We start from the raw sequence: 22,152 nt of genomic DNA on the forward strand, positions 1-22,152 counted from the left end.
AGGTCTGTAACTCGTATGAAGTATGGAAACTGCAATCAAAGACCGGAAAGCGTATATAAGCGTTGAGGAATACGTTTCCTTATTACGTGAATCGCAAACAAAATGGGAATATGTCGATGGTCAGGTATATGCCATGGCTGGCGGAACGCCGAACCATAGCCTCATTTCTGCCAATATTACAAGAGAATTAGGCAACACACTTAAAGGAACTTCGTGCCGTGCGTATAATGCTGATCTTGAAATTGCCATTTCATGGAGCCGGTACCTGTTTGCGGATGCCAGCGTGGTGTGCGGACCGGTAGAGACATTCGAGGTACATAAAAATGCCGTGAAGAACCCGACGCTTATTGTTGAGGTTATGTCGGACTCGACAAAAGGATACAATAAAGACAAAAAGTTTTTCCTTTATCAACAGATACCAACCCTTCGTGAGTATGTTCTGATTGATCAGGAGGAGCCAATCGTTATTGTTCACTACAAAACTGATGCCCATCTGTGGCGTTATTCTGCCTATCAGAAAATGGATGATCTGGTACTGCTGGAATCGATAGGGGTTCAGATTCCGGTATCGGAAATTTACGAAGGTATTGAGTTCAATACTTCTGTTTAGCTAAAAAATAAGGGCGGGTCGCAAGACCCGCCCTCTGCATATCTGTACCAATTGCCTTTACAGCACAGTAATCAATCCTTTAATCACGGCACCTAACCGGATCGCTTCGAAAACACGGGCCTCGCTGGCACCATGCTTCAGTACGCTTTCCTCGTGTGAACGAACGCACATCTCACAACCGTTGATCGTCGACACAACCAGGCTCATCAGCTCAAAGAACTCCTTGCCCAGCACCGGATTCATCATGATGCTCATCCGGATACCCGCCTGTGTGTTGTTGTAATAATCTTTACCAACAAAATGACGGAAACGGTAGAATACGTTGTTGGTACTCAGCAGCGATGTACAGGCGAGTGTTTCCGCAATCTGTGCATCTGTAGCACCTTCCTGCCGGGCAGCCTCGCTTAACGAGTCGATCAGCGGCTGGTGCTTTTCGTTGGCGGCTACCGATAACGCTAACAACCGGGCTTCCTGTTTGCTCAGTTGCTGGCTGCTGTTCAGGGCATTGCCAACGTTTATCTTCAGGTCGCGCAGAAACCGGCTGTCAGATTTGCTCAGCGCATCCAGTACCGGATACTCAGCCGCCGCTGCATCCAGACCTACCAGTCCCAGCAGTGATACAACCGTTTCGTTTTGTGTTGAAACCATACTTATTGAGTGATTGAGTAATTGGGCGAATGAGTGAACCGCCAATTACCACGTATCTTGAAATAGTGGAAGAGGTATATATACACCACTTAACGGTTACCATTCGCTCAATCGCAGTTAAACGGTAAGCGTTTCCTGACCTTTAACCCAGTTGCATGGGCAAAGCTCGTCAGTTTGCAGGGCGTCCAGCACGCGCAGGACTTCGTTTACGTTACGGCCTACTGACAGATCGTTAACCGATACCCAGCGAACGATGCCCTGTGGATCAACGATGTAGGTTACACGGTAAGCTACCTTCTCGTTTGCTTCCAGGATACCCAGTTCTTCCGCCAGTGACTTTGACGTATCAGCCAGCATCGGGAAACGCAGGCCACGCAGGTCGTCGTGGTCTTTACGCCATGCCAGGTGAACAAACTCACTGTCGGTAGATGCACCGATCAGAACGGCATCACGGTCAGCGAAGTCTTCGTACTTGCTGTTGAACTCTGCGATTTCTGTCGGGCAGACAAACGTAAAGTCTTTCGGCCACCAGAACATCACCAGCCACTGGCCGTTAGCTTTGTGGTCTTCAGAAGAGATTTCGTAAAACTCGTTGCCTTTTTCAAGCGAAACAACGGCTAATTTCTTGAACTCAGGGAACTGAGAGCCAACTGAAATAATGTGATTTTTCATAGTTATTTATCAGATTGTATTGAACTGAAGCATATTCGACTGTACAAAAATAAGTTATAACGAATTTTAAACCTTATTGGTTTTGTCTATGAGCGATAGATAAAATCAGTCAACTTTTAAAAATGAAAACGAATGTTCACAGAGTACCAGATTCGTCTGTTGAAATATGATTATTCATATATAAAAAAAATAGCCGGATGGTGTTTCCGGCTATAGTTCTGATAAGAATCATATTTGATTAAGCAGCCATTCTGGGATTAGACCGTCCGATTGCGTGCTGTTTCGGGCCGTTTTCGGGGTTACCCAATATCGGCAGGATGATCGACTGTAACCGCTCCCGCACAAAGTTTTCCTGTAAATAAGCAGGAAGCTTACTAATTAGCTGCTGGTATGCCTCCAGTCCGAGTGCCTTTGCAACATAGATTTCGTGTACGGCATTGATGTGCGAAACGATGTTCACCAGACTCTGATGAAACAGCCGTACATCAATGGATGAATCCACAAAACGTTCGATCTCGCGGTTATTCGATGAAATCCGCAACCGGCTGAGCATGTCAAAAAAGGTTGTGTACCCGATCTGACGCGCCAGCACCTTGTATTGCTCTACGCCGAACTTCTGAAGCACTTCGCCGGTCCGCTCACTCCGGAAGGCTGTTTTCGGGTTATTCTGAATAATGGTCCGCAGCGCCTTTACACGCTGGTCACGGGTTGTTTTCAGGAATTGAGCCACTTCAGCCTGTGCCTGATTGGCACGTGACGGCAAAGCCAGCTCCGGCTTGTATTTCGCCATCGGCAGCCGCTGGATCCGGTAGTTATTGTATGGTCCCAGGGCATAATAGCCAACCGAAGCGGGGTAGAAGCCACGCACCACACTACTGCCGATCCGCTTCCGGATCAGCTCTTCATTGCTGACGTTAATGCCCTGAACCGTTAGAAAAGCCCGTGCACTGAACAGTACACTATAATAAGCTTGTGGAAATGTCCAGTGCAGTGAGCTCTGTAAATATTGTTCGTCATTAACGACAGGCGTAATACGCAACGCATATTCAGCGCTCCAGCTGTTAAGCAGGAGTTTTTCGAGTGCCTTGCGCTGCTCATCCGAAACCGTCGAGGTGAAGTCCTGAAAAACGGGAAATTTCATCAGTTCAAACAGGTCGTTCTGATGCTGGATATGGTAATCCATGGCAAAAAAATGGTTCAGAAACACCTGTGCCGGTATGCTCTTCCGCCAGTTTTCGTCCATCATCTGACCGTTGGTCAGAGGCACTTGATTGTTTACTGTGTTCATCGCCAGAAGTATTGTTGTTTACCTATAAATTTAACAAAAAAACGCGGAATTCTGTTCGGTTTAATGTGATAAATATTGGTATGTAATTAGTTGATTTTTAGAGTATTATGATTAAGTTTTGCATATGAAAAAATCCGGTAAAACAGCCGCTGCCAGAAGACCGTTTTACCGGTAATTGCTGAGGTCCGGGAGCCGTTTACAGGCTCAATAAAAGCCGTATTGTGAGAGCCGGATACGTAAACGGTTTATCTTTGACTAACGGACTAATCTATGGGGCTATGTACACGGTAGGCGGGTGGCAAAAGGTATGTATTACAGGGTGGTTTTGTCTGTGGCTGCTGGGATGGGGGCAGGTATCCGCACAGACCGGGCAACCCGCAATGGCCTCCGTTGAGGGGTTTGTCGTGGACCGGCAAACGGGGCAGCCGATTGCCTTTGCCAACCTGTCGGTTCAGAATGAACAAGGCCAGACCGTTGCCCGTCAGCAGACTGCCGCCAACGGAGCGTTCCGTATGCGGCTAAATCCGCAGCAACGCTACACGGTTGAGGTACAGGCAGAAGGCTATCAAAACGGACAGGATGTGATTGATTTCACCGTTCCCTATGTCCGGCAGGTAACGGGAAAGCGCTTGCAACTCTCGCCAGTAACCGGAGGGAAAACGCAAGCTTCCGGCTCCTCGGCTTATTCTGTTTATTTTCAGGCCCGTAGTGCGGTATTGTCCCCGGCGGCGCCTCAGTTGCTGCAACCCCTGCTTAAACGCCTGACGGCTTCTAATGAGCGTCTGGTACTTACCGGTTTTACCGACGGCCAGGGTAACATAAGCCTGAATGAATTACTGGCTGGTGATCGTGCAGCAGCTGTAAAAACCTTTTTTCTCCAAAATGGCATTCGCAGTGAGCGGATTACTATTCGGAACGCCAACCTTGCGCAAACGGAGCCGGACGTACCCTTAGCGCAAAAACGGCGTGTAGACATTCGCATTGAGTAACTGCCCCGACACGTTTTACTTCTTTGCTGACCGCCCAAGCCATAAACCACCGATTACGAGTGCCGTGCCGGCGACCGTATATACCGTAATCGGTTCATGCAACAGGACTGATGAGTAAACAAAGCCAAAAATCGGGCAGAGGAACAGCCAGAGCGAAGCCTGTACTGCATCCTGCCGGACAAGGTAAAACCAGAGTTGCAGTGCCGCTACCGATACCGGCAGAATAAGCCAGAATACCGAAAGCCAGAACGTCGTATTAAAGTGACTCTGGCCGTAATCGGCGGTCAGGAGGGTGACGGGAAGGAGCAGGAGGCCGCCGATAAATACCTGCCAGCCATTGATGACTACGTTCGGTAACCGCCATTCGAAGCGGGCATAATAGACCGTAGCCAGCGATACCGACACCATGGCGAAAAGCAGAATCAGCAGCCCCTGCACGGTAGCATAGGCTTTTTCGAGCAGCGGATAAGTGGCCACCGCCACACCCAGCAGCCCGAGCAGTAACCCGATGCCTTCATTCAGCCGTAACGGCCGCCGCAGCCAGATGGCCGACATCACCGAGATAAACAGCGGATTGGTAGCCGTTGAGAGGCTGCCAATCCCTGCCGAAACCTGCTCGAGGGCCAGCACGTAGGCACCGAGGTAAATCGTTGTATTGAGTAAGGCGAAGATGGTCAGGCGTTGCCATTCCGTCCGGGTTGGCCACGCGTTTTCATACCGTTTGATGGCGTAGGCAAAGAGCAGCATGCCACCACCGGCAATGAAAAAGCGGACATTAGCCAGAATGAACGGGTGGGCCACCTTAACGCCGAACTTGGTAGCTGCCGATGCCGACGCCCAAAGGGCAGCGAAGAGCAGGCCGGGGAGCGTATATTGTACAAACTTGTTCATAAACTTGGCTTCCGGCTAGTCAAAAAAATCAGGAGGAAGGTTTTCAACTGCTTCTATAGAACGCATGAGCATTGTAAAATGACTTTCGCGGGATAATAGCTTCTTTAGCAGTAATTCTTTTGTCAGCAGTGTTTTGTGTGTGCTTTCTGTTAGTGAGCTATCTTGCTGCCCGGCGATTTTGTTTCTGGCATTGTACCATTCCGCCACGGCGTTGACAATTTCGTGATGTTTGTCTTTTATAGCAGGCTTAAGGTCTTTGTGGAGATTATTGAGTAGCTTCGCCGTGTTGACAGCTTTAATGTTTTGAGGGTTACGTGCTTTAAACAATGCATTTCCGCCAAACTCAACAACATATACGATTTCTTTTTCAACGTCATCCTCTGAGTTACAAGGGTCAAGATAGCCGCCTTCAGGTGTACTTTTCGGTCTTTGCTTGTTCGCTCGCTGGCTAATAGGGTACAGGTTTGTCCAATCATAAATTTTACCCGCGTCCTCACTTTGCGTAACAAAATGGTCAATCTCCATTTCTTCAGGATGATTGAAAAGACTTTCTGTTAAATAGCATTTTCCTTTAAAAATCCGGAAAAGTAAGTCAATTACGTCTTTGTTACGATAGGATTTTTGAAGTAAGAGCGAATCCGGAGCCGCTACATCACGTGTAACATTTATCATTCAGCCGCAGAGATGTTAGATTGATACTTCGCTAATAGTAACTCAAGCTCAATTTTTAACGTTGGTGATAGAAACTTACTGCTATCATCATATATTTTTTGAAGCTCTATATGGCGTATTGCCGGGTTAAGGCTGCGATTATTCAGAACAGTATTTACTTCTTTAATAATCTCATCAGCAATGTTAGAATACTCATTATCAAGTCCGAAATGAGTCATCATCAGGTCAGAATAGCTTCTTCCGGCAACTTCATCATTTTTGGCTTCTTTCGTTGTTAAGTCAAATATGGTAGCGTGTTTAATACTGGATATCACTGCCGGTGAATGAGTTGCGGCAATAAACTGAATATTTGGGAATAAGCTGGTTAATATTGGTAAAACCTGTTCTTGTAATTGAATATGTAAGTGTGTTTCGGGCTCATCAATCAGTACTATGCCACATGGGTCAACTAAGGGTGAATTACGTTGGCTTCTTATTAGATCAACTCTCATGAGTAAATCAATTATAACACTTAACAATGATGAAATACCATCAGATAATTCATTGAAGCTTACTGATCTGTTGTTAGATAGCTTGATTTGGAAATCAAAACTATCTTGAATAAAATCTAGTTCTAAACTATCATCTTCAAATACTTTTTTAAGTATGTTTTCAATATCATTGAAAAAAGAAGAAATTTTATTTATAGACTCATTGTCATTTTTTAATTGTGCAAAGGCTTGACTAATTTTTTTATTGACTAGGTATTGTTTAAATTTTTTAGTAAAATATTCGGTTGAGTTACTTGTTAAGAAAGATTCAATGAAATCCTGTTCTTTAGTTACACTATTTACAGCAGCTGGGTTGCTTTCTCGTTTAGCTATCAAGAAAGAATATAGACTTTTATATTTATTGTTAATCCAAAACTCCTGAGGGTTTTTGCTATATGATATTGTCAGCGCTTTAAACCTATCTAACTGATTTTGTAATTGAGTCACCTCTGAGTGCCCTTCGCCAAATTGTAAAAGTTTATTGGCTATTAAGTTCTGTAATGTATTAATGTGGCCTTCTATACTTCCACTAAGATAATAACTTTCATTTGACTTATTTGATCGCCAAGCTACGACCTGATTATCTATTGCCTTTAATATCGTACTCTTTCCCGATCCATTCTTTCCTGTCAGAATTAAATGGCTGAATGGCTTATCCGGATAGTCGAATAGATTGATATCGAAATTTTGATAAGTGTAACAATCGTTAACGTGTATCGACTTTATGTATGGGAATTCCTCCGGCGTTAGCATGACTTATGTCGTTTTACGAAACTTCTAAAAAGGCAGGCCCGCAGGCCTGCTGTGACTAAAATCCGATTTTCCCCTTGCGCCCTTTACCGCTTTCGCCCGCTGCCCATTCCTTCATCTGCGCAATTTCCTTATCGAAACCGCCCGACAGAATCGGGAAACGGCACCAGGTCCGCGGATCAAGGTTATGGTCGTCGAGATGGAACGATGGCGCGTAACGCTCCCGTTTCCATTGATTGCGGCTCCACAGCCGGAAAAAACGCTCTACCCAGAGCATCAGCCGGTCACGCGTATAGACCCCATCGAAATGTACTTCCATCAGTTTCAGGACATCAACCGGCGGCTGCTTGTCACGGATAGCCGCATTTTCGATCTGGTTCAACACGTCATACGGCATCAGGTCATCTTCGTCGGTTTGCTTTTTGTCAAGCGGGCGTAGTTCGGCCGTTGGCTGGAGGTTGTTCACACGGTGCAGACCGGCCAGCCTGATGGCCGTTTCTGCCGACGGGGTGCTGGCAATATTCAGGCCCGTTGTTTCGAGCCAGCGCAACCACCCGCGCAGAAAATGCTTGTCGATACCGGTAATCGGGCTGATACTGCCTGCCGTATCACCATCCATAGTCGCATAGCCGACAGCGGCTTCCGACCGGTTCGAAGTCGACAGCAGCAGCGCGTTCTGTATGTTGGCCAGCATCCAGACGCCCGGAGCACGTACCCGCGCCTGAATGTTCTGCAACGCCAGATCGTCGGTGTCCCAGCTTAGCTTACGGCCCAGTTGCGCTTCGATTAACCCGCGGTAGGTTTCGACCAGTCCGTTAATGTTGATGTTGTAGAACGTTGCACCGATGCTCTCCGCGAGCTCTTTTGCCGACAGATATGTATCATCCGACGAATTTTCGGTACCCTGATAAATTACCGTCAGCAGTTTCCCGACCAGTTCTTCGGCCGTCTGGCAGTCCTGTATTGCGTTAATGTAGCTCAGTTTGCGCTTGATGCCGTCAAGGCCAATGTTTTCGATTGCCATCCGGACCATCAGGAACACAGTGGCGGCAATGGCCGATGAGTCAGCGCCACCGCTCAGGGACAGTACATAGCCGTGTGACCGGCTTTTGCGGAGATAATCGAACAGGCCGAGCGCCACGGCACGGGCAAATTCTTCTTCTTTGATGTAGCCGCCCCGTTCCCACGACTCGAGTTCGGCGCGTTGCAGGACCGGCCGTACGTCAGGGAAATGAAACAGCGACTGTACTTTCAGATTCGGGTAGGCCATGGCCATGTTGACCCGGTTCTGGGTCTGACTCAGCCGGGTATTGTCGACATCAATAACGGCCGTAACAATATGGTGATCTTCATAGCTGAGGCGCGGACTCGATACCAGCAGCTCACCGTTAGAAGCAATCATCGCATCGCCGTCGTAGATCGCCCGGCCGGATTCGTTGCCCAGCATATTGGTATAGACGTAGCTGACACCGAACGACCGCGAGGCATCGATCACAAACCGCTCGCGGACGACCGATTTATTAAAGCCGAAATGGCTGGCCGACGGGTTCATAATGATATCGATACCGCGTTCATACAACGCCCGTCCCGGACGGCTCGCAATCCAGGCGTCTTCGCAGATTTCGAAGCCGATCCGGATGCCTGACAGGTCAAACACAAGGTCGCCGATGGGGTACGACATCTCGCTGTGGCCGGGAGCCGACAGCCGGATTTCGTCCCGGAAGCCTAATGTCCAGGGCTGAAACCAGCGGGTTTCGTAATGGATGCCGTTATTGGCCAGATTCTGCTTACAGGCAAAGCCCAGAATCTGTTTGTTAGCCACCAGACAAACCACATCATACGTCCGGTTGTTATAGCGTAAGGGAAGGCCAAGGGCCACGGCCATGTCATGCGTGTGCTCCGCAATCTCGAACAGTGAAGCAACCGACTGGTCAATGGTATTCTGCGCAAAAAAAGCGTCTTCGCAGCCGTAGCCGCAGATGCTGAGCTCAGGCAGACACAGAATACTGACCGCTTGCTGACGGGCCGTTTCGATGGCCGCAATGATATTTTTCTGGTTATGTTCCCACGCCAGCGGAGTCTGATTCAGTACGCCGGCTGCAACTTTTATCAATTTCATACGTAACCCCAACGGGTGTTTGGCAGTTAATACAGCGTTATAACAAGCCTGTCTGCAAAAAAAGCACAGAATTTAATCCTGTGCTAACGATTCAGTGATTCCCGGCAAACTATCCGCACAAGAATAACCAAAACTACAGGGTTGCCCTGTTACTATTACCGTTTGAGTTGTATTAATCAATCGGTCTATAGGTATACTTATTTTTGAGTACCATTCGATCAGAAAATAAAACGATGGCAAAAGGAATAATGTGACGTAAATCAGGAAGTTGAGGTCTATTACAGGCTACAGTGTCAGCTATACACAAAAAGATATTTAGAGATAATTTTTCGCAGCAACCAAAAAAAACGTAAAATTGGTCTAATAATTGTGGATGGGCGTAAATGCAGCCCGCTTCATACGACTCAACGTTCGATAAGACCTTAATCCCGTTTATGTACTATGCAGAAATTGAGCCTAAACCAGTCGTTGCAACAGAAGCTGTCCCCCCAGCAGATACAGTTTATCAAACTGTTGCAAATACCGACGGCCGAGCTGGATGCGCGAATTGAGGAGGAATTAGAAATTAATCCAGCCCTGGAGGAAGGCGCAGACGATTACGACGACAATAGCCAGTCGGATGATCCGTTCGCGGATGATTATGATGATGATTACAAAGACCGGTCCGACGATTTAGACATTGACAACTACCTGCATAACGAAGATTATACAGGCTACAAAATGCAGGGTGATGCTTACGGTGATGAAGACCGTGAAATGCCTATTGCCATGCGGTCAACGCTGTCGGATTCACTGATTCAGCAATTCGGTTATCTGGGCTTGGGTCCTGAGCAACATGCAATCGGATTGCAGCTGATCGGCAGTATCGAGAGCGACGGTTATATCCGGCGGTCGTTGCAGGCAATTGTCAATGACCTGGCGTTTGCGCAGGGCATTTATACCGATGTCGAGGAGCTGGAACTGGTGTTGAGAAAGGTGCAGACCTTTGACCCGCCCGGCATTGGTGCCCGTACCTTGCAGGAGTGCCTGTTGCTGCAGCTGGACCGCAAAGACCAGACCGACGAATGTGTACGGCTGGCGAGCAAGATCATTCATGAGAGCTTTGATGAATTTTCGAAAAAACACTTCGATAAGATTCAGAAGCGGCTTAATATCAGCGATGAAACGCTGAAAAAAGTGATTGCCATCATCACCAAACTGAACCCGAAGCCGGGCTCAGTAGAGGGGGAGGACGGAACGGCACAGTACCTGATTCCGGACTTTATCCTGACCAATAGCGGTGGTAAGCTCGAACTGACCCTGAACTCGAAAAACGCGCCCGAGCTGAAAATCAGCCGTTCGTTTGCGGAGATGCTCGATACGTATGACAAGAGCACTAAGAATAACAAAAACCTGCGCGAAACGGTAACCTTCGTTAAGCAGCGCCTGGATGCAGCCAAGTGGTTTATCGACGCCATCAAGCAGCGCCAGCAAACGCTGCTGAAGACGATGAACGCCATCGTGAAGTTTCAGTACGATTTCTTCCTGACGGGCGATGAATCGAAACTGCGGCCAATGATTCTGAAGGACATTGCGACGCTGATCGACATGGACGTGTCAACGGTTTCGCGGGTGGCAAACAGCAAATCGGTGCAGACCGAGTTTGGCATCTATCCGCTGAAATACTTCTTCTCGGAAGGGATTTCGACCGATTCAGGCGAGGATGTCAGCAGCCGCGAAGTGAAAAATATCCTGAAGGAACTGATTGATAACGAGCCGAAAGTTAACCCGCTGTCAGACGATAAGCTGGAGAAGATGCTGAACGACCGGGGCTACAACATTGCCCGCCGGACGGTGGCTAAATACCGCGAACAACTGAACATTCCGGTAGCCCGCCTGCGTAAACAACTTTAAGTCGACGAATCATTTTGCTGATACCAATGGCGAATCACTACTTTTTGTAATTCACGTTTAATAATCAATTCTGCGATCACTGGTAAGGTATCGCCCTGATGGTTATGCAGGGCCTGCCTTACCAGTTTTTCTGTTAAATCAACCCGGTAAAAAACGTTCTGGAGCTGAGCAGAGTGCGGTGCCTGATCGCGCAGGGTGTCGGCAATAACCTGCCTCAGCCGTTCAAATGAATAGGCCTCTTCACAAGCGACGGGCAACTGCACACGGGCCATCGAAAAATCCTTGATCAATTGTTTTAACAATGCCTGTAGCAGCGCAGGCGTATGCAGATAAGGTTGCAGATCGCTACCGGAAAGGGGCGTTATGTCGTCTGGCTCGGAGGTCATACAGCAGTAAATAGCCGGTTAATACTAAGGCTTTTTTGCTGATTTGCCAAGCGCTAATGCCGAACGGTAGGTATTTATCGGCTGAATTTTATCTTTACAACAGACAACTGCTTCATCCGATGCTGAACCGCTACCTGCTCCTGTACTTACTCTGTTTTGCCCTGACAACCGGTGTTGCACAAAAGCTTCCCGGTCTGCAACAACCGGTCGAAATCATCCGCGACAAATGGGGCATTGCGCACATTTACGCCCAAAACGAACACGATCTGTTTTTTGCCCAGGGCTATTCGGCCGCTCAGGACCGGCTGTTTCAGTTTGAGCTATGGCGCCGGCAGGCGACCGGTACCGTGGCCGCACTACTGGGCCCGCAGGAGCTGAAACGCGACATCGGAACGCGGCTGTTTACCTTTAGAACCAATGATCTGGATGCTGAATTACGGCACTATCACCCGCACGGGCCGGTCATTGTCCGGGCCTTTGTCGAGGGGATCAATGCCTATATCCGCGAGATACTGAAAACGCCGGAGAAGCTTCCTTTCGAATTTAAAGTGCTGAACACTAAGCCTGGTTTCTGGACTCCTGAAGTGGTAATCAGCCGGCATCAGGGGCTGCTGAGCAACATCCGCGAAGAGCTGAACTACGGGCGGCTGGTGCACCTGCTGGGTGAAAAAAAAGTAAAGGAGCTGCAGTGGTTTCATCCGGTTACCAGAGACGGTGAGCCTGACCTGAAGCTGCATGTCGACGGCGAGGCTCTCTTCCAGCCGATTCTGGAGCTTTACGAAGCGTTCCGGCTGCCGCTGAAGTTTCAGAAAGAGCAGGGGAAGGTAGGGTTATCAGCGCAGGAAGTACAGGAATGGTTCGATACCGAAAAGCAATATGTGGGTTCCAACAACTGGGTGATCGACGGAAACCAGTCGGCGAGCGGGTATCCGATGCTGGCCAATGATCCGCACCGCACCCAGTCGACGCCCTCGCTCCGGTATTGGGTGCACCTCGATGCCCCGGGCTGGCATGTAGTCGGCGGGGGAGAACCTACGCTGCCGGGTATCTCTATTGGCCACAATGACTACGGTGCCTGGGGGCTGACAATTTTCGATACGGATAATGAAGACCTTTACGTATATGACATTAATCCCGGCAATCCGGCGCAGTATCGCTACAAAGGCAGGTGGGAAACCATGCGGGTACGGAAGGAAACCATTCAGGTAAAAGGCCAGCCGGATGTATCGGTCGAACTGAAATATACCCGCCACGGACCGGTTGTGTTTGAGGATAAAGCCCGCCATAAAGCATATGCCGTGCGGGCAGGATGGCTCGAAAAGGGCTGCGCGCCCTATCTGGCCAGTCTGCGGATGAATCAGGCGAAGTCGTGGACGGAGTTCCGGCAGGCCTGTCTGCTGAGCCGGATTCCGGGCGAAAACATGATCTGGGCCACACGGCCTGCGGCGGGGCGCAAGCCTGAAATCGGCTGGCAGGCAGTAGGGCTGGCTCCTGTCCGGAAAAACTGGACGGGACTGGTGCCGGTGCCGGGCGATGGCCGCTATGAATGGTCGGGCTACCTGCCCATCAGCCAGTTACCGCATAAGGAAAATCCGGCCGATGGCGTAATCGTTACGGCCAATAACAACCTGACGCCGGTAGACTATCGGCACCGTAATGCCGTGGGCTGGATCTGGTCGAGTCCGTCGCGGGCGCACCGGATCGAAGAAGTCCTCAAAAACGGGCAGCGTAAAACCATGGCCGATTTCATGCAGCTACAGTCCGACTACCTGTCGCTGCCTGCGCGGACGCTGGTGCCGTTTCTGGCCCTGCTGTCGTCATCCGACGATAAAACCGAACGGGCGTTGAGTTATTTGCGCCGCTGGGATTACCGGCTGGAGCCGAATTCGGTACCGGCTGCGATGTATGTAGCCTGGGAGGGTCAGCTGCGGCGGTTGCTGTACGAAGAAGCGGTGCCGGAAAAGGCCCGTACCTATTTTACAAGCCTGCCCACTAAACGGATGATTGATTGGGTGGTGGCGGCTCCGGTCGCCCGCCGCGACAGCCTGCTGTTAACCAGTCTGACACGGGCCACGGATGAGCTGGCCAAACGGCTTGGCCCCGATATGGAGGAGTGGCAGTATGGCCAGACCAAAAACAAACACATTACGCTGACCCATCCGCTAAGTGGTCTGGTGGATGCGGAGATGCAGAAAAAAATCAATCTGGGACCGGTGGCGCGGGGAGGCTATGCCGAAACGCCGAACGTGACGGGGCCGGCGCTGAACCAGACCCACGGCGCGTCGTTCCGGATTCTGGTCGATACCGAAGACTGGGACCGGACAATGGGTATTAACACGCCCGGGCAGTCCGGCGATCCCGACAACCCGCACTACCGCGACCTGTTCGGGCTGTGGGCCGAGAACGGGTATTTTCCGGTGTATTTCTCGCGGGAAAAAGTGCAGTCAGCCGCCGAAAAAACAATCCGGCTGACCCCTTAGCGGGCGGGTTTGAAGGTCAGGGCGATTCCGTTCATGCAGTACCGGAGTCCGGTAGGGGCGGGGCCTTCCTGAAAAACATGGCCCAGATGCGCATCGCAGACCGAACAAAGTACCTCGGTGCGGCGACCGTCGAAGTCGGTATAGATGGCATTCGGGACGATGGGGGCATAAAAGCTCGGCCAGCCGGTGCGGGAATCAAATTTGGTCTGATCGCTGAACAGCGGGTTCCGGCAGCAGACACAGGCGTAAACGCCTGCCTGATGCAGTGGCGTGAGCGGGCTGCTGTTACGGCCTTCGGTACCTTTCTCCCTTGTTACATAAAACTGCGGAGCCGTCAGGAGTTCTTGCCATTCTGCATCCGTTTTCACAATGCGGCGACCATCGGGCGGCACCACGCCGGAGCGCTCGAACGCCGATTTGCGGACCGGTTCCGGGTGTAGCCACCGCCAGCCAAGTATCCCGCCGATCAGCAGCAGGCCGGCAATAAGAAACAGGTGATTGGCTTTCATGCTTAGGTAATTGTTTCAACTCCCCGAAAGTTCAAACCTTTCGGGGAGGTATGGCAGTCTACTTAATTCCTGCCAAACTTCAGCGTTGTCCCCACCCGGAAGCCGAGGCCTTTGTAGGTCGTATTTTGCCACTGGCTGATGACCTCAACGCGGAAGAACGGCAATACGCCCGGAATCAGGCCGTCTAGTCCGTAACCGACTTCGGTGTATTGCGGTGAACGTGGCGTCGCCAGATAATGCACAAACAGGTTTTCTTTCAGGCCGACCAGACGGGCCACGGTCAGTTGCGTAATCAGGAATTTGCGGTGCTCGCTCAGCACGTGGGCTTCGAAAAAGCGTTTGCCGGTGCTGTACTGGTAATACGGCAGCATCCGGAATACACTGACCGGGTCACCCTGTTGCAGGAAAAACTCATTGCCCATGAAGTGCTTAAAATCCGGTGCGTATACCCGCTGGCTGGTCAGGAAGGCACCGGCGCTCACATCATAGCTCAGGCGGCTGCGGATACCCGTCTCGAACGAGTGGCCGATACGGGCCTGCAAAAAGTCGTAATTTGAGGCTTCGCTGTTGAGCAGGCTGCCAAACGAGCGGCGGTAATTGACCGTCAGTTCAGGTGCGTCGCGGTTCGTCCGGGTAATTTTCCGGCCGTTGCGGATGTAGTAGTGCGGAGACGCCAGCCGCATGGTAGCCGAAAGGTTCAGGACCAGGGCCTCATGGTTCGGGAAGGCCGTGGTGCCGATTTCGTTATTCGGGACACGGTTCGGCGTATAGGCGTAGTTTTTCCAGTCGATCCAGGGTTTCAGGTTTTCGCGGTAATTGGCAACTTCCGTGCGGTTGGCATATTCCAGGCTACCGTTCAGTTTAAGCCGGCCTTCCATCGGTTTGACCGCCACATTGAGCTGGACATAATCCTTTTGGTAGAGCTTCATCAGGTTCCGCTCAAACAGCAGTGTGGTAAACGAGTTCATCTGCGGACTGATCGGATTTTCCGGATTCAGCTGCGACATGAACCGCCCGCCTGTCAGGTCAACCGTTGTGTTTTTGAACGCATAACCAGCCTTTCCGTAGCCGACAAGCTGTTCACGGCCAAACTGGTAACGGGCATTGCCGCCTATATACCAGCGGGGAGTATTAATGGCAGGGTAGACCGTCTTGCCGTTGATTTGCCGCCCTTTTGTTGAATCCACCCGTATACGGCGGTAATTCAGCTGTAAACCGGCCGTAGCGTGGTAGCCTTCAACCGTGTTGTAGTTAATGGTGGTCAAAATGTCTTCCCAATGCAGCGAAGTCGTTTTACTCAGCCGCCAGGTATTGCCGGTCACCAGGTCAAACGGCGAAAACTTGTGTTTACGGTTCGGGTTTTTTATGCCCGGATTTTCTTTTTTCACGCTGTCGGTTTTAGCCTTTACCTCGCGGACAATCCGGACACTGTCGCTGCGGACATAACTTTTCAGTTCGGCCGTCGTCAGCGGCACCGACCGGAGTGAGTCCCAGAACGAACTGGCCCGTTTGTAGGCCAGCGTGTCAATGCTGACAGAGTCATTCCGTGTTACGGCCACATCTTCCTTCTTTTCTTTCCGTTCCTTGTACTCCTGTTTTTCGTACTCACGGACCATTTTTCGCAGGTTCTTTGTCGAAAACTCCTTTTGTTTGGCTACGAGTTCATCCAGCTTTTTGCCCTTGATGTCGCGGTTAGCCAGCACGTTCGCCGGTTTGTCGATCTTCTCGTCAATCACCTGTACTTCTTCCACAAAAGCCGGATTGATGGTAAAGTCCTTGTAGGTCAGGTTAATGACATACTGACCGGTAAACTTAGCGCCATAGAACGACCCCTTGGCATCATACCGCTGATTGGTCGGCATCCAGACATTCCGGACAGGGTTGTAAATCTGCTTGATGCTCAGGTTGATTCCCGGCGGGATATGTGTTTCCAGCTGAAGGCTGTGAATGGCCCAGGTGTTTTCGATGATGTAAATAAAGCCTCTGAACACCCCTTCGCCGTATGACCGCGGGATGACGTTGATGCGGCTGATATCAACGCCCTGCTCGCGGAATGTACCTTCGTATTCAAACTTGTAGTAGGCAAACGCTTTAGGGGAGAGCGGCGATACCACATTGGCTACTTCAGGCTGGTAAAAGCTGCTCTGGTAGAAGCCATTGACAGCCACCTTAACCCCCTGTGTATTACGGTTGGCAATCACATGCTCGCGGTAGGTATTCGGTTGTTTAAACGTCACTTCCGACACCGATTCGTTCAGGATCGGGACCCCTTTTTTGAAGTTGGCTTCAGTTTCGGCTTCCTTCAGCTGCTTTTTATACAGGAATTCCATCGGCAGCTCCGTTACGGTTACCGATGCCTTGGTATAGACGCGGGCGGTATAGCTCTGCACCTGTAGCTGGTGAAATTTCGCCTTGGCAATGGCCCGGCGCATGATGGTGTAGGCCGGGTCTTCGTTGCTTGTTTTGGCGTTAACTTCCTGTAGGGTGTACACCTGCTCTTCCAGGATGATATCCAGGTTAACAAATCCGTTTTCGATCTCAATAGCTTTCTGCTGACTCTGAAAGCCAAGGTACTGGAACAGAAGCTGATATTTGCCCGGCGCAAGGGTCAGCTCATAACGGCCTTCTGCATTGGAGATTGTTCCGTTCTGGGTGCCTTTTACCGCGATGGCGGCGTAGGGCAGCGGATCACCGCCCTTGGTTTTAATCGTGCCCCGGATACCGGTCTGGGCAAGAGCAATGGTTTGAATAAACAGGCAAATACATACGATCGTTAAACGCTGAATCATGTTATGCGGTGTTAGTGCGATGACAAAATACGACAGAATGATGGTTAAATCATCTACTTTTCAATGAAAGGACGCAGCCCATGGTTGAGCGGAGTCCTTTATCAATAGATGCTGATTTAGCCACGCGGGTTGTCTGGAGCGGTTCTTAAAACATGTTAAAAAAAAATCCCCGTCTCGGTTAAGACGGGGATCCTGAAGCGGACTATGTAGCCGCTTATATGCCTGTTAGGCCAGACGGTTGATGCAGTTCAGGTCTTCGAAAGCAACTTTCAGACGCTTAGACATGCTTTCTTCGCCTTTACGCAGCCATACGCGCGGGTCGTAATATTTTTTATTCGGCGAATCCGGACCTTCAGGGTTACCCAGCTGCGATTGCAGATACGCTTCTTTAGCCTGATAGTAATCCTTAATGCCTTCCCATGTCGACCACTGCATGTCCGTATCGATGTTCATCTTGATGGCACCGTACTCAATCGCCTCGCGGATTTCTTCGCGGCTTGAGCCTGAACCACCGTGGAATACGAAGTTAACCGGCAGCGGGCCTGTTGCGTATTTCTCCTGGATGTAGTCCTGTGAGTTTTTCAGGATGATCGGCGACAGTTTCACGTTGCCTGGCTTGTATACACCGTGTACGTTACCAAACGCAGCAGCAATCGTAAAGCGGTCAGAGATTTTCTTCAGCTCTTCGTAAGCATAAGCCACTTCAGAAGGCTGTGTATAGAGTTTTGAATCATCGACGTCAGAGTTATCCACGCCGTCTTCTTCGCCACCAGTTACCCCTAATTCGATCTCCAGCGTCATACCCATTTTCGCCATGCGCTCGAAATACTGGCAGCAGATTTCGATGTTTTCGTGCAGCGGCTCTTCCGACAGGTCGATCATGTGCGACGAGTACAACGGCTTACCGTGCAGGTCAAAATATTTTTCGCTGGCAGTCAGCAGGCCGTCAAGCCACGGAAGCAGTTTTTTGGCGCAGTGGTCTGTATGCAGAATCACCGGAACACCGTAGTATTCAGCGATATTGTGTACATGCAATGCACCTGAAATGCTACCGGCGATAGCTGCCTTCTGGCCTTCGTTTGACAGGCTTTTTCCGGCGTAGAAAATCGCGCCACCATTGGAAAACTGAATGATTACCGGTGAATTTACCGCTTTCGCTGTTTCCAGAACAGCATTTACCGAGTTCGTACCCACGACGTTTACGGCCGGTAACGCGTAGTTGTTTTCGTTAGCGTGACGGAAGATTTCAGAAACGCCATCACCCGTAATAACGCCAGGTTGGAAGCGCGGAGTTACTTCGCTCATAGTAGGTTATTATTGTAGAATAAAAAGAAAAACTTTACTAATGTATAGAACGGTGGCTGATGAAGGGTAAATCACTGCAAAGTACTATTTTTTGGATTACCCCGCTAATTGTACTTTGTTTACTGTCATACAAAGATTGACTTTTACCTTTGCTGTTCCGGATTGTTCCGTGTTGCCGGATGGTTCCGGTTGTTCTGAGTTGCTGAATGGTTCTGGTGGTTCTGAGTTGCTGAATGGTTCTGGTGGTTCTGAGTTGCTGGATGGTTCCGGTTGTTCTGAGTTGCTGAATGGTTCTGGTGGTTCTGGTTGCTGAATGGTTCTGAGTTGCTGGTGGTTCCTGATACTGGATGGTTCCAGGTTGCCGTCGCTCAATCACACAATCGCTCAATAGAAATATGTATTACCTGATTTATAAGCCGTACCTGATGATGTCGCAGTTTAGCCGCGAGGGCGATAAGCCGACGCTGGCCGACCTGCCCTTTGCGTTCGGCAAAGATGTGTATCCCGTCGGGCGGCTGGATGCCGACAGCGAGGGGCTGCTGCTCCTGACGAGCGATAAACGCCTGAATCACCGCCTGCTGGACCCTAAGTTTAAGCACCAGCGTACGTATTACGCGCAGGTTGAGGGTGAAGTGACTGACGACGCTTTGCAACAGCTGTCGGCAGGCGTAACGATTTCGGTCGACGGTAAGGCCTATCATACCTTACCGGCCCGGGCAGTGCGTATCGGCGAGCCGGACTTGCCGGAGCGGAATCCCCCCATCCGGTATCGCGCCAATATTCCCACCAGCTGGATTGCCCTGACCCTGCACGAAGGCAAAAACCGGCAGGTACGCCGGATGACGGCGGCCGTTGGCTTTCCGACCCTCCGGCTTGTGCGCTGGGCCATCGAAGGGGTAACCGCCGCCGGAATGCGTCCGGGCGATGTGCAGGAGGTCGGACGCAGTGCGCTTTTACAGACCCTGCACATTCGATAATGATTTATAACAACCTGATTAATGGCTATTGATAAACCTGTATTGATCTGTCTGTACGGTCCGGAAAGTGTTGGTAAAACTACGTTGGCCCGTCAGCTGGCCGAACACTACCAGACTATTTTTGTGCCCGAGGTTGCCCGCGATCTGATTACGTCCAACGACCTTACCCCCGACGATTATGTCCGGATCGGCGAAGCACAGACCGCTGCTGTAAAAAACGCAATACCGCTGGCGAATAAATTAGTAATTTGTGATACCGATCTCATTACAACCGAATTGTACGCAGAGATTTATCTGGATGAAGTACCGCCGGTTTTGTATGAACTGGAGCAGGAGATTACCTATGACCGGCATTTTCTGCTCAATGTAGATGTCCCCTGGATTGCCGACGGGCTGCGTGATCTGGGGCACCGCCGTCAGGAAATTTACAGGATGTTTCAGGAGGCGTTAATCCGGCGGGGTATCAATTACGTAGATGTTTCCGGAAGCTGGGAAGAACGCAGGACAATCGTGACGGGAGAAATTGACAGGTTACTCAACAAAGACAGGTAGAAATTGCTGTTTGTCCGCCGGATCATACAACCGTTTCTACATTGATCTTGTCTGATATTGAAAGCAAGTAAAGATGAAGGAGGTATGGCATAGCTATGCGCAGTTGCGGATACTGCTGGATGGGATGCTGATCATGATGGTGCTGTACGGCTTGCTGTCGTACTGGCAGCAGCGCAAGGCTATTTACTGGCAATATGCGCTGTACATCGTCTGCATGATGGTAACGTTCCGGCTGCTGGACGGGGATTACAGCAAGGCAGAGTACCTGCCGGGTATGAACTATAAGGTTGTGTTCATGGAAACATTTGCCTTTAGTTTTTACATGCAGTTTGCCATCCTGCTGATGAATATCCGTGAAAACGACCGGTTCAGTTTCCTGTTGCTGCGGGGCATGATCGGTGTGTTGGTGGTGCATCTGTTTATCGACAGTATACTGGTGCTGGCCGGGGTGCCGGATGCAATCCGCAGTGAGATCTACACGATTGACCGATACCTGCTCGGGATCGGTGCACTGGTGATTGTGCCGCGGATTATCCGGTTGCGGCATCAGGTCATGGTCTACTTCATCGTTGGCTCCTTTTTCTTTATTTTTGCCTGCATTTTCGCCCTGTCTACCAACTTCTTCCCGACGGTGTTTATCCGCCGGCCTGAGTTGCCGTTCGGGTATCCGGTAACGTACATTGAACTGGGCGTGGTGGCGGAGGTGCTTTGTTTTACGCTGGGAATTTCGCGGCTGAATCACCTGACCGAGCTGGAAAAAATCAGTGTACAGGCGCAATTGATCGATCAGTTGCAGGAGAATGAAAAGAAGCAGCAGAAAATCAGCCGGATACGGGATGAGATTGCGCGTGATCTGCACGACGAAGTGGGTTCTGACCTGAGTGCGATCACGATGCTGAGCCGGTCGGCCCGGAAGCTGGTGTATGATCAGCCGGAGCAGGTCAGCGAAACGCTGCACACCATCGGCCAGACCTCGAAAAAAGTATTAAGTGCCATCCGCGACATTGTCTGGAGCCTTAATTCGTCGCAGCGGACCTACGAAAACCTGACGTTCCGGATGCGCGAAATGGCGTATAGTCTGTTTGAAAAGACCACTACCTCGCTTTACTTCGATTTTATGGCCATTGCGCCGGATGAGCTTATTCCGGTTGACCAGCGGCGTGACATTTTTCTGTTTTACAAGGAGTCACTGCATAACATCCTGCGGCATGCCAGGGCCGGCACCGTATGCATACGGCTCTCATTGACTGACGATAAGCTGGTACTGGAAATTACTGACGACGGGGTCGGGTTTAATGCGGCTGCACAACGCGGGGGCAACGGACTTCTGTTTCTGCGGCAGCGGGCGGATTCACTGGGTGGTGTGCTGGAAATTAATTCGGTAGCCGGGCAGGGAACGTTGATTGTGCTCACCTGCCCGGTTGGTATTCCGGCCTGATTACATCGCTTTATCGATGTTTTTGATCGCATCGTAATGCTTCTGCAAGGTCGGCAGTGTTTTAGCGGCAAATGCCTTGATTTCCATATCTTTGGCATCGTCGGCTGCTTCCTTGAAATGGTCGATGTCTTCTTTGTGATCGTCCACCATCATTTTTACGTATTTCTTGTCAAATTCAGCGCCCGACAGTTTGCTCAGCTCATCGACATGTTTCTGGTGATCTTCGCCCATAGTCGACGGCAGAATGATGTTTTTGCTGGTTGCCAGTGTTTTGAGTTCTTCGTTTGCTTTTGAGTGGTCTTCCACCATCATGGCACCGAAGTCTTTGACGGCCTGGCTCTGCGCTTTTTGCTGCGCCAGACGGCCCAGTTCAACTTCCATCATACCGCCGCTGGCTGCCTTCACGGCAAATTCAGCGTCATCATCATCTTTAGTCGGCTCGTTGGCCTCGTTCATGTCTTCAGCCTGTTCGACACTATCTTCGTTTTTCTTTGATTCTGAACTACATGCCTGGAATGTGAAGACACCAAGCGAAAAAAAGAATAAGAGGGTCACTCGTTTCATGGTCATATCTGTTTTGTTGAGTCTTGAATCAAAACAGCCTATCGGGTAGATAGTTTTTTTGCCACCGGTTAATTGAGTGAACGGGAAAGG

The 22,152-nt window shown here is 50.3% G+C and carries 20 protein-coding genes; 8 read left to right on the plus strand and 12 right to left on the minus strand.

Features of this window, described 5'->3' with window-relative positions; translation table 11 throughout:
- Window positions 1-22 precede the first annotated feature (22 nt).
- Window positions 23-610, plus strand: a complete 588-nt coding sequence (locus AC23NW_RS32190) for a Uma2 family endonuclease (protein WP_487454723.1) — start codon at window positions 23-25, stop codon at window positions 608-610.
- Between the two features lie 57 nt (window positions 611-667).
- Here the strand turns inward: AC23NW_RS32190 and AC23NW_RS32195 are convergent, their stop codons facing one another.
- The 3 genes from AC23NW_RS32195 to AC23NW_RS32205 all read right to left on the minus strand — a co-directional run bounded on the left by AC23NW_RS32195 (window position 668) and on the right by AC23NW_RS32205 (window position 3,218).
- Entirely contained in the window at window positions 668-1,258 is a 591-nt protein-coding gene (locus AC23NW_RS32195; RefSeq protein WP_487454725.1) for a carboxymuconolactone decarboxylase family protein, read from the minus strand.
- A gap of 117 nt (window positions 1,259-1,375) precedes the next feature.
- Window positions 1,376-1,930 (minus strand): peroxiredoxin, encoded by a 555-nt coding sequence (locus AC23NW_RS32200; RefSeq protein WP_293833678.1) that lies wholly within the window; start codon window positions 1,928-1,930, stop codon window positions 1,376-1,378.
- 238 nt (window positions 1,931-2,168) lie between these two features.
- On the minus strand, window positions 2,169-3,218 hold the full coding sequence (locus AC23NW_RS32205) for a hypothetical protein (protein ID WP_487454727.1): 1,050 nt from the start codon (window positions 3,216-3,218) through the stop codon (window positions 2,169-2,171).
- A gap of 251 nt (window positions 3,219-3,469) precedes the next feature.
- Here AC23NW_RS32205 and AC23NW_RS32210 point away from each other — a divergent pair, with 251 nt between their 5' ends.
- Window positions 3,470-4,207: an OmpA family protein gene (locus AC23NW_RS32210; RefSeq protein ID WP_487454729.1), complete on the plus strand. Its 738-nt coding sequence runs from the start codon at window positions 3,470-3,472 to the stop codon at window positions 4,205-4,207.
- A 15-nt stretch (window positions 4,208-4,222) separates the two neighbouring features.
- On the opposite strand, the gene AC23NW_RS32215 is transcribed toward AC23NW_RS32210, so the two are convergent.
- The 4 genes from AC23NW_RS32215 to nadE are packed head-to-tail and all read right to left on the minus strand — an operon-like array spanning window position 4,223 to window position 9,169.
- On the minus strand, window positions 4,223-5,098 hold the full coding sequence (locus AC23NW_RS32215; RefSeq protein WP_487454731.1) for a DMT family transporter: 876 nt from the start codon (window positions 5,096-5,098) through the stop codon (window positions 4,223-4,225).
- A 15-nt stretch (window positions 5,099-5,113) separates the two neighbouring features.
- Window positions 5,114-5,770, minus strand: a complete 657-nt coding sequence (locus AC23NW_RS32220; protein ID WP_487454733.1) for a hypothetical protein — start codon at window positions 5,768-5,770, stop codon at window positions 5,114-5,116.
- Window positions 5,767-7,053 carry an AAA family ATPase gene (locus AC23NW_RS32225; RefSeq protein ID WP_487454735.1) on the minus strand — a complete coding sequence of 429 codons (1,287 nt, stop codon included), beginning with the start codon at window positions 7,051-7,053 and terminating at the stop codon, window positions 5,767-5,769. Before AC23NW_RS32225 ends, AC23NW_RS32220 begins: the two co-directional genes overlap by 4 nt.
- Window positions 7,054-7,108: 55 nt before the next feature.
- Complete coding sequence (gene nadE, locus AC23NW_RS32230) at window positions 7,109-9,169, minus strand: NAD(+) synthase (RefSeq protein ID WP_487454736.1); 2,061 nt, start codon at window positions 9,167-9,169, stop codon at window positions 7,109-7,111.
- Window positions 9,170-9,610: 441 nt separating this feature from the next.
- On the opposite strand from nadE, the gene rpoN reads away from it, so the two are divergent.
- Window positions 9,611-11,062: an RNA polymerase factor sigma-54 gene (rpoN, locus tag AC23NW_RS32235; RefSeq protein WP_293833691.1), complete on the plus strand. Its 1,452-nt coding sequence runs from the start codon at window positions 9,611-9,613 to the stop codon at window positions 11,060-11,062.
- Here rpoN and AC23NW_RS32240 read toward each other — a convergent pair.
- On the minus strand, window positions 11,059-11,448 hold the full coding sequence (locus AC23NW_RS32240; RefSeq protein ID WP_293833693.1) for a hypothetical protein: 390 nt from the start codon (window positions 11,446-11,448) through the stop codon (window positions 11,059-11,061). The two genes, rpoN and AC23NW_RS32240, sit on opposite strands and share 4 nt — an antisense overlap.
- Window positions 11,449-11,567: 119 nt before the next feature.
- Between AC23NW_RS32240 and AC23NW_RS32245 the strand changes: the two genes are divergently transcribed.
- Entirely contained in the window at window positions 11,568-13,928 is a 2,361-nt protein-coding gene (locus AC23NW_RS32245; RefSeq protein WP_487454738.1) for a penicillin acylase family protein, read from the plus strand.
- Here AC23NW_RS32245 and msrB read toward each other — a convergent pair.
- The 3 genes from msrB to fbaA form a co-directional block, all read right to left on the minus strand.
- Window positions 13,925-14,437, minus strand: coding sequence for a peptide-methionine (R)-S-oxide reductase MsrB (gene msrB, locus AC23NW_RS32250; protein WP_487454740.1), 513 nt, complete (start codon window positions 14,435-14,437; stop codon window positions 13,925-13,927). The genes AC23NW_RS32245 and msrB overlap by 4 nt on opposite strands.
- A 62-nt stretch (window positions 14,438-14,499) precedes the next feature.
- Window positions 14,500-17,226, minus strand: a complete 2,727-nt coding sequence (locus AC23NW_RS32255; RefSeq protein ID WP_487454741.1) for a DUF5686 and carboxypeptidase regulatory-like domain-containing protein — start codon at window positions 17,224-17,226, stop codon at window positions 14,500-14,502.
- A gap of 225 nt (window positions 17,227-17,451) precedes the next feature.
- Window positions 17,452-18,531: a class II fructose-bisphosphate aldolase gene (gene fbaA / locus AC23NW_RS32260; protein ID WP_487454743.1), complete on the minus strand. Its 1,080-nt coding sequence runs from the start codon at window positions 18,529-18,531 to the stop codon at window positions 17,452-17,454.
- Between the two features lie 115 nt (window positions 18,532-18,646).
- Between fbaA and AC23NW_RS32265 the strand changes: the two genes are divergently transcribed.
- From AC23NW_RS32265 to AC23NW_RS32280, 4 genes are all read left to right on the plus strand, one after another.
- Window positions 18,647-18,844 carry a hypothetical protein gene (locus AC23NW_RS32265; RefSeq protein WP_487454744.1) on the plus strand — a complete coding sequence of 66 codons (198 nt, stop codon included), beginning with the start codon at window positions 18,647-18,649 and terminating at the stop codon, window positions 18,842-18,844.
- Between the two features lie 82 nt (window positions 18,845-18,926).
- Complete coding sequence (locus AC23NW_RS32270; protein ID WP_487454746.1) at window positions 18,927-19,508, plus strand: pseudouridine synthase; 582 nt, start codon at window positions 18,927-18,929, stop codon at window positions 19,506-19,508.
- Window positions 19,509-19,529: 21 nt separating this feature from the next.
- Window positions 19,530-20,060, plus strand: a complete 531-nt coding sequence (locus AC23NW_RS32275; RefSeq protein ID WP_293833705.1) for an AAA family ATPase — start codon at window positions 19,530-19,532, stop codon at window positions 20,058-20,060.
- Between the two features lie 73 nt (window positions 20,061-20,133).
- Entirely contained in the window at window positions 20,134-21,498 is a 1,365-nt protein-coding gene (locus tag AC23NW_RS32280) for a sensor histidine kinase (protein ID WP_487454748.1), read from the plus strand.
- On the opposite strand, the gene AC23NW_RS32285 is transcribed toward AC23NW_RS32280, so the two are convergent.
- Entirely contained in the window at window positions 21,499-22,062 is a 564-nt protein-coding gene (locus AC23NW_RS32285; RefSeq protein WP_293833709.1) for a DUF4142 domain-containing protein, read from the minus strand.
- Window positions 22,063-22,152 lie beyond the last annotated feature (90 nt).

It is taken from the genome of Arsenicibacter sp. R0_47 (assembly GCF_057652235.1).

Bases quoted from the DNA above. Each gene is read 5' to 3' on its own strand.
- AC23NW_RS32190 (WP_487454723.1), top strand. From the start codon at position 23: ATGGAAACTGCAATCAAAGACCGGAAAGCGTATATAAGCGTTGAGGAA.
- AC23NW_RS32195 (WP_487454725.1), bottom strand. From the start codon at position 1,258: ATGGTTTCAACACAAAACGAAACGGTTGTATCACTGCTGGGACTGGTA.
- AC23NW_RS32200 (WP_293833678.1), bottom strand. From the start codon at position 1,930: ATGAAAAATCACATTATTTCAGTTGGCTCTCAGTTCCCTGAGTTCAAG.
- AC23NW_RS32205 (WP_487454727.1), bottom strand. From the start codon at position 3,218: ATGAACACAGTAAACAATCAAGTGCCTCTGACCAACGGTCAGATGATG.
- AC23NW_RS32215 (WP_487454731.1), bottom strand. From the start codon at position 5,098: ATGAACAAGTTTGTACAATATACGCTCCCCGGCCTGCTCTTCGCTGCC.
- AC23NW_RS32220 (WP_487454733.1), bottom strand. From the start codon at position 5,770: ATGATAAATGTTACACGTGATGTAGCGGCTCCGGATTCGCTCTTACTT.
- AC23NW_RS32225 (WP_487454735.1), bottom strand. From the start codon at position 7,053: ATGCTAACGCCGGAGGAATTCCCATACATAAAGTCGATACACGTTAAC.
- nadE (WP_487454736.1), bottom strand. From the start codon at position 9,169: ATGAAATTGATAAAAGTTGCAGCCGGCGTACTGAATCAGACTCCGCTG.
- rpoN (WP_293833691.1), top strand. From the start codon at position 9,611: ATGCAGAAATTGAGCCTAAACCAGTCGTTGCAACAGAAGCTGTCCCCC.
- AC23NW_RS32240 (WP_293833693.1), bottom strand. From the start codon at position 11,448: ATGACCTCCGAGCCAGACGACATAACGCCCCTTTCCGGTAGCGATCTG.
- AC23NW_RS32245 (WP_487454738.1), top strand. From the start codon at position 11,568: ATGCTGAACCGCTACCTGCTCCTGTACTTACTCTGTTTTGCCCTGACA.
- msrB (WP_487454740.1), bottom strand. From the start codon at position 14,437: ATGAAAGCCAATCACCTGTTTCTTATTGCCGGCCTGCTGCTGATCGGC.
- AC23NW_RS32255 (WP_487454741.1), bottom strand. From the start codon at position 17,226: ATGATTCAGCGTTTAACGATCGTATGTATTTGCCTGTTTATTCAAACC.
- fbaA (WP_487454743.1), bottom strand. From the start codon at position 18,531: ATGAGCGAAGTAACTCCGCGCTTCCAACCTGGCGTTATTACGGGTGAT.
- AC23NW_RS32270 (WP_487454746.1), top strand. From the start codon at position 18,927: ATGTATTACCTGATTTATAAGCCGTACCTGATGATGTCGCAGTTTAGC.
- AC23NW_RS32275 (WP_293833705.1), top strand. From the start codon at position 19,530: ATGGCTATTGATAAACCTGTATTGATCTGTCTGTACGGTCCGGAAAGT.
- AC23NW_RS32280 (WP_487454748.1), top strand. From the start codon at position 20,134: ATGAAGGAGGTATGGCATAGCTATGCGCAGTTGCGGATACTGCTGGAT.
- AC23NW_RS32285 (WP_293833709.1), bottom strand. From the start codon at position 22,062: ATGAAACGAGTGACCCTCTTATTCTTTTTTTCGCTTGGTGTCTTCACA.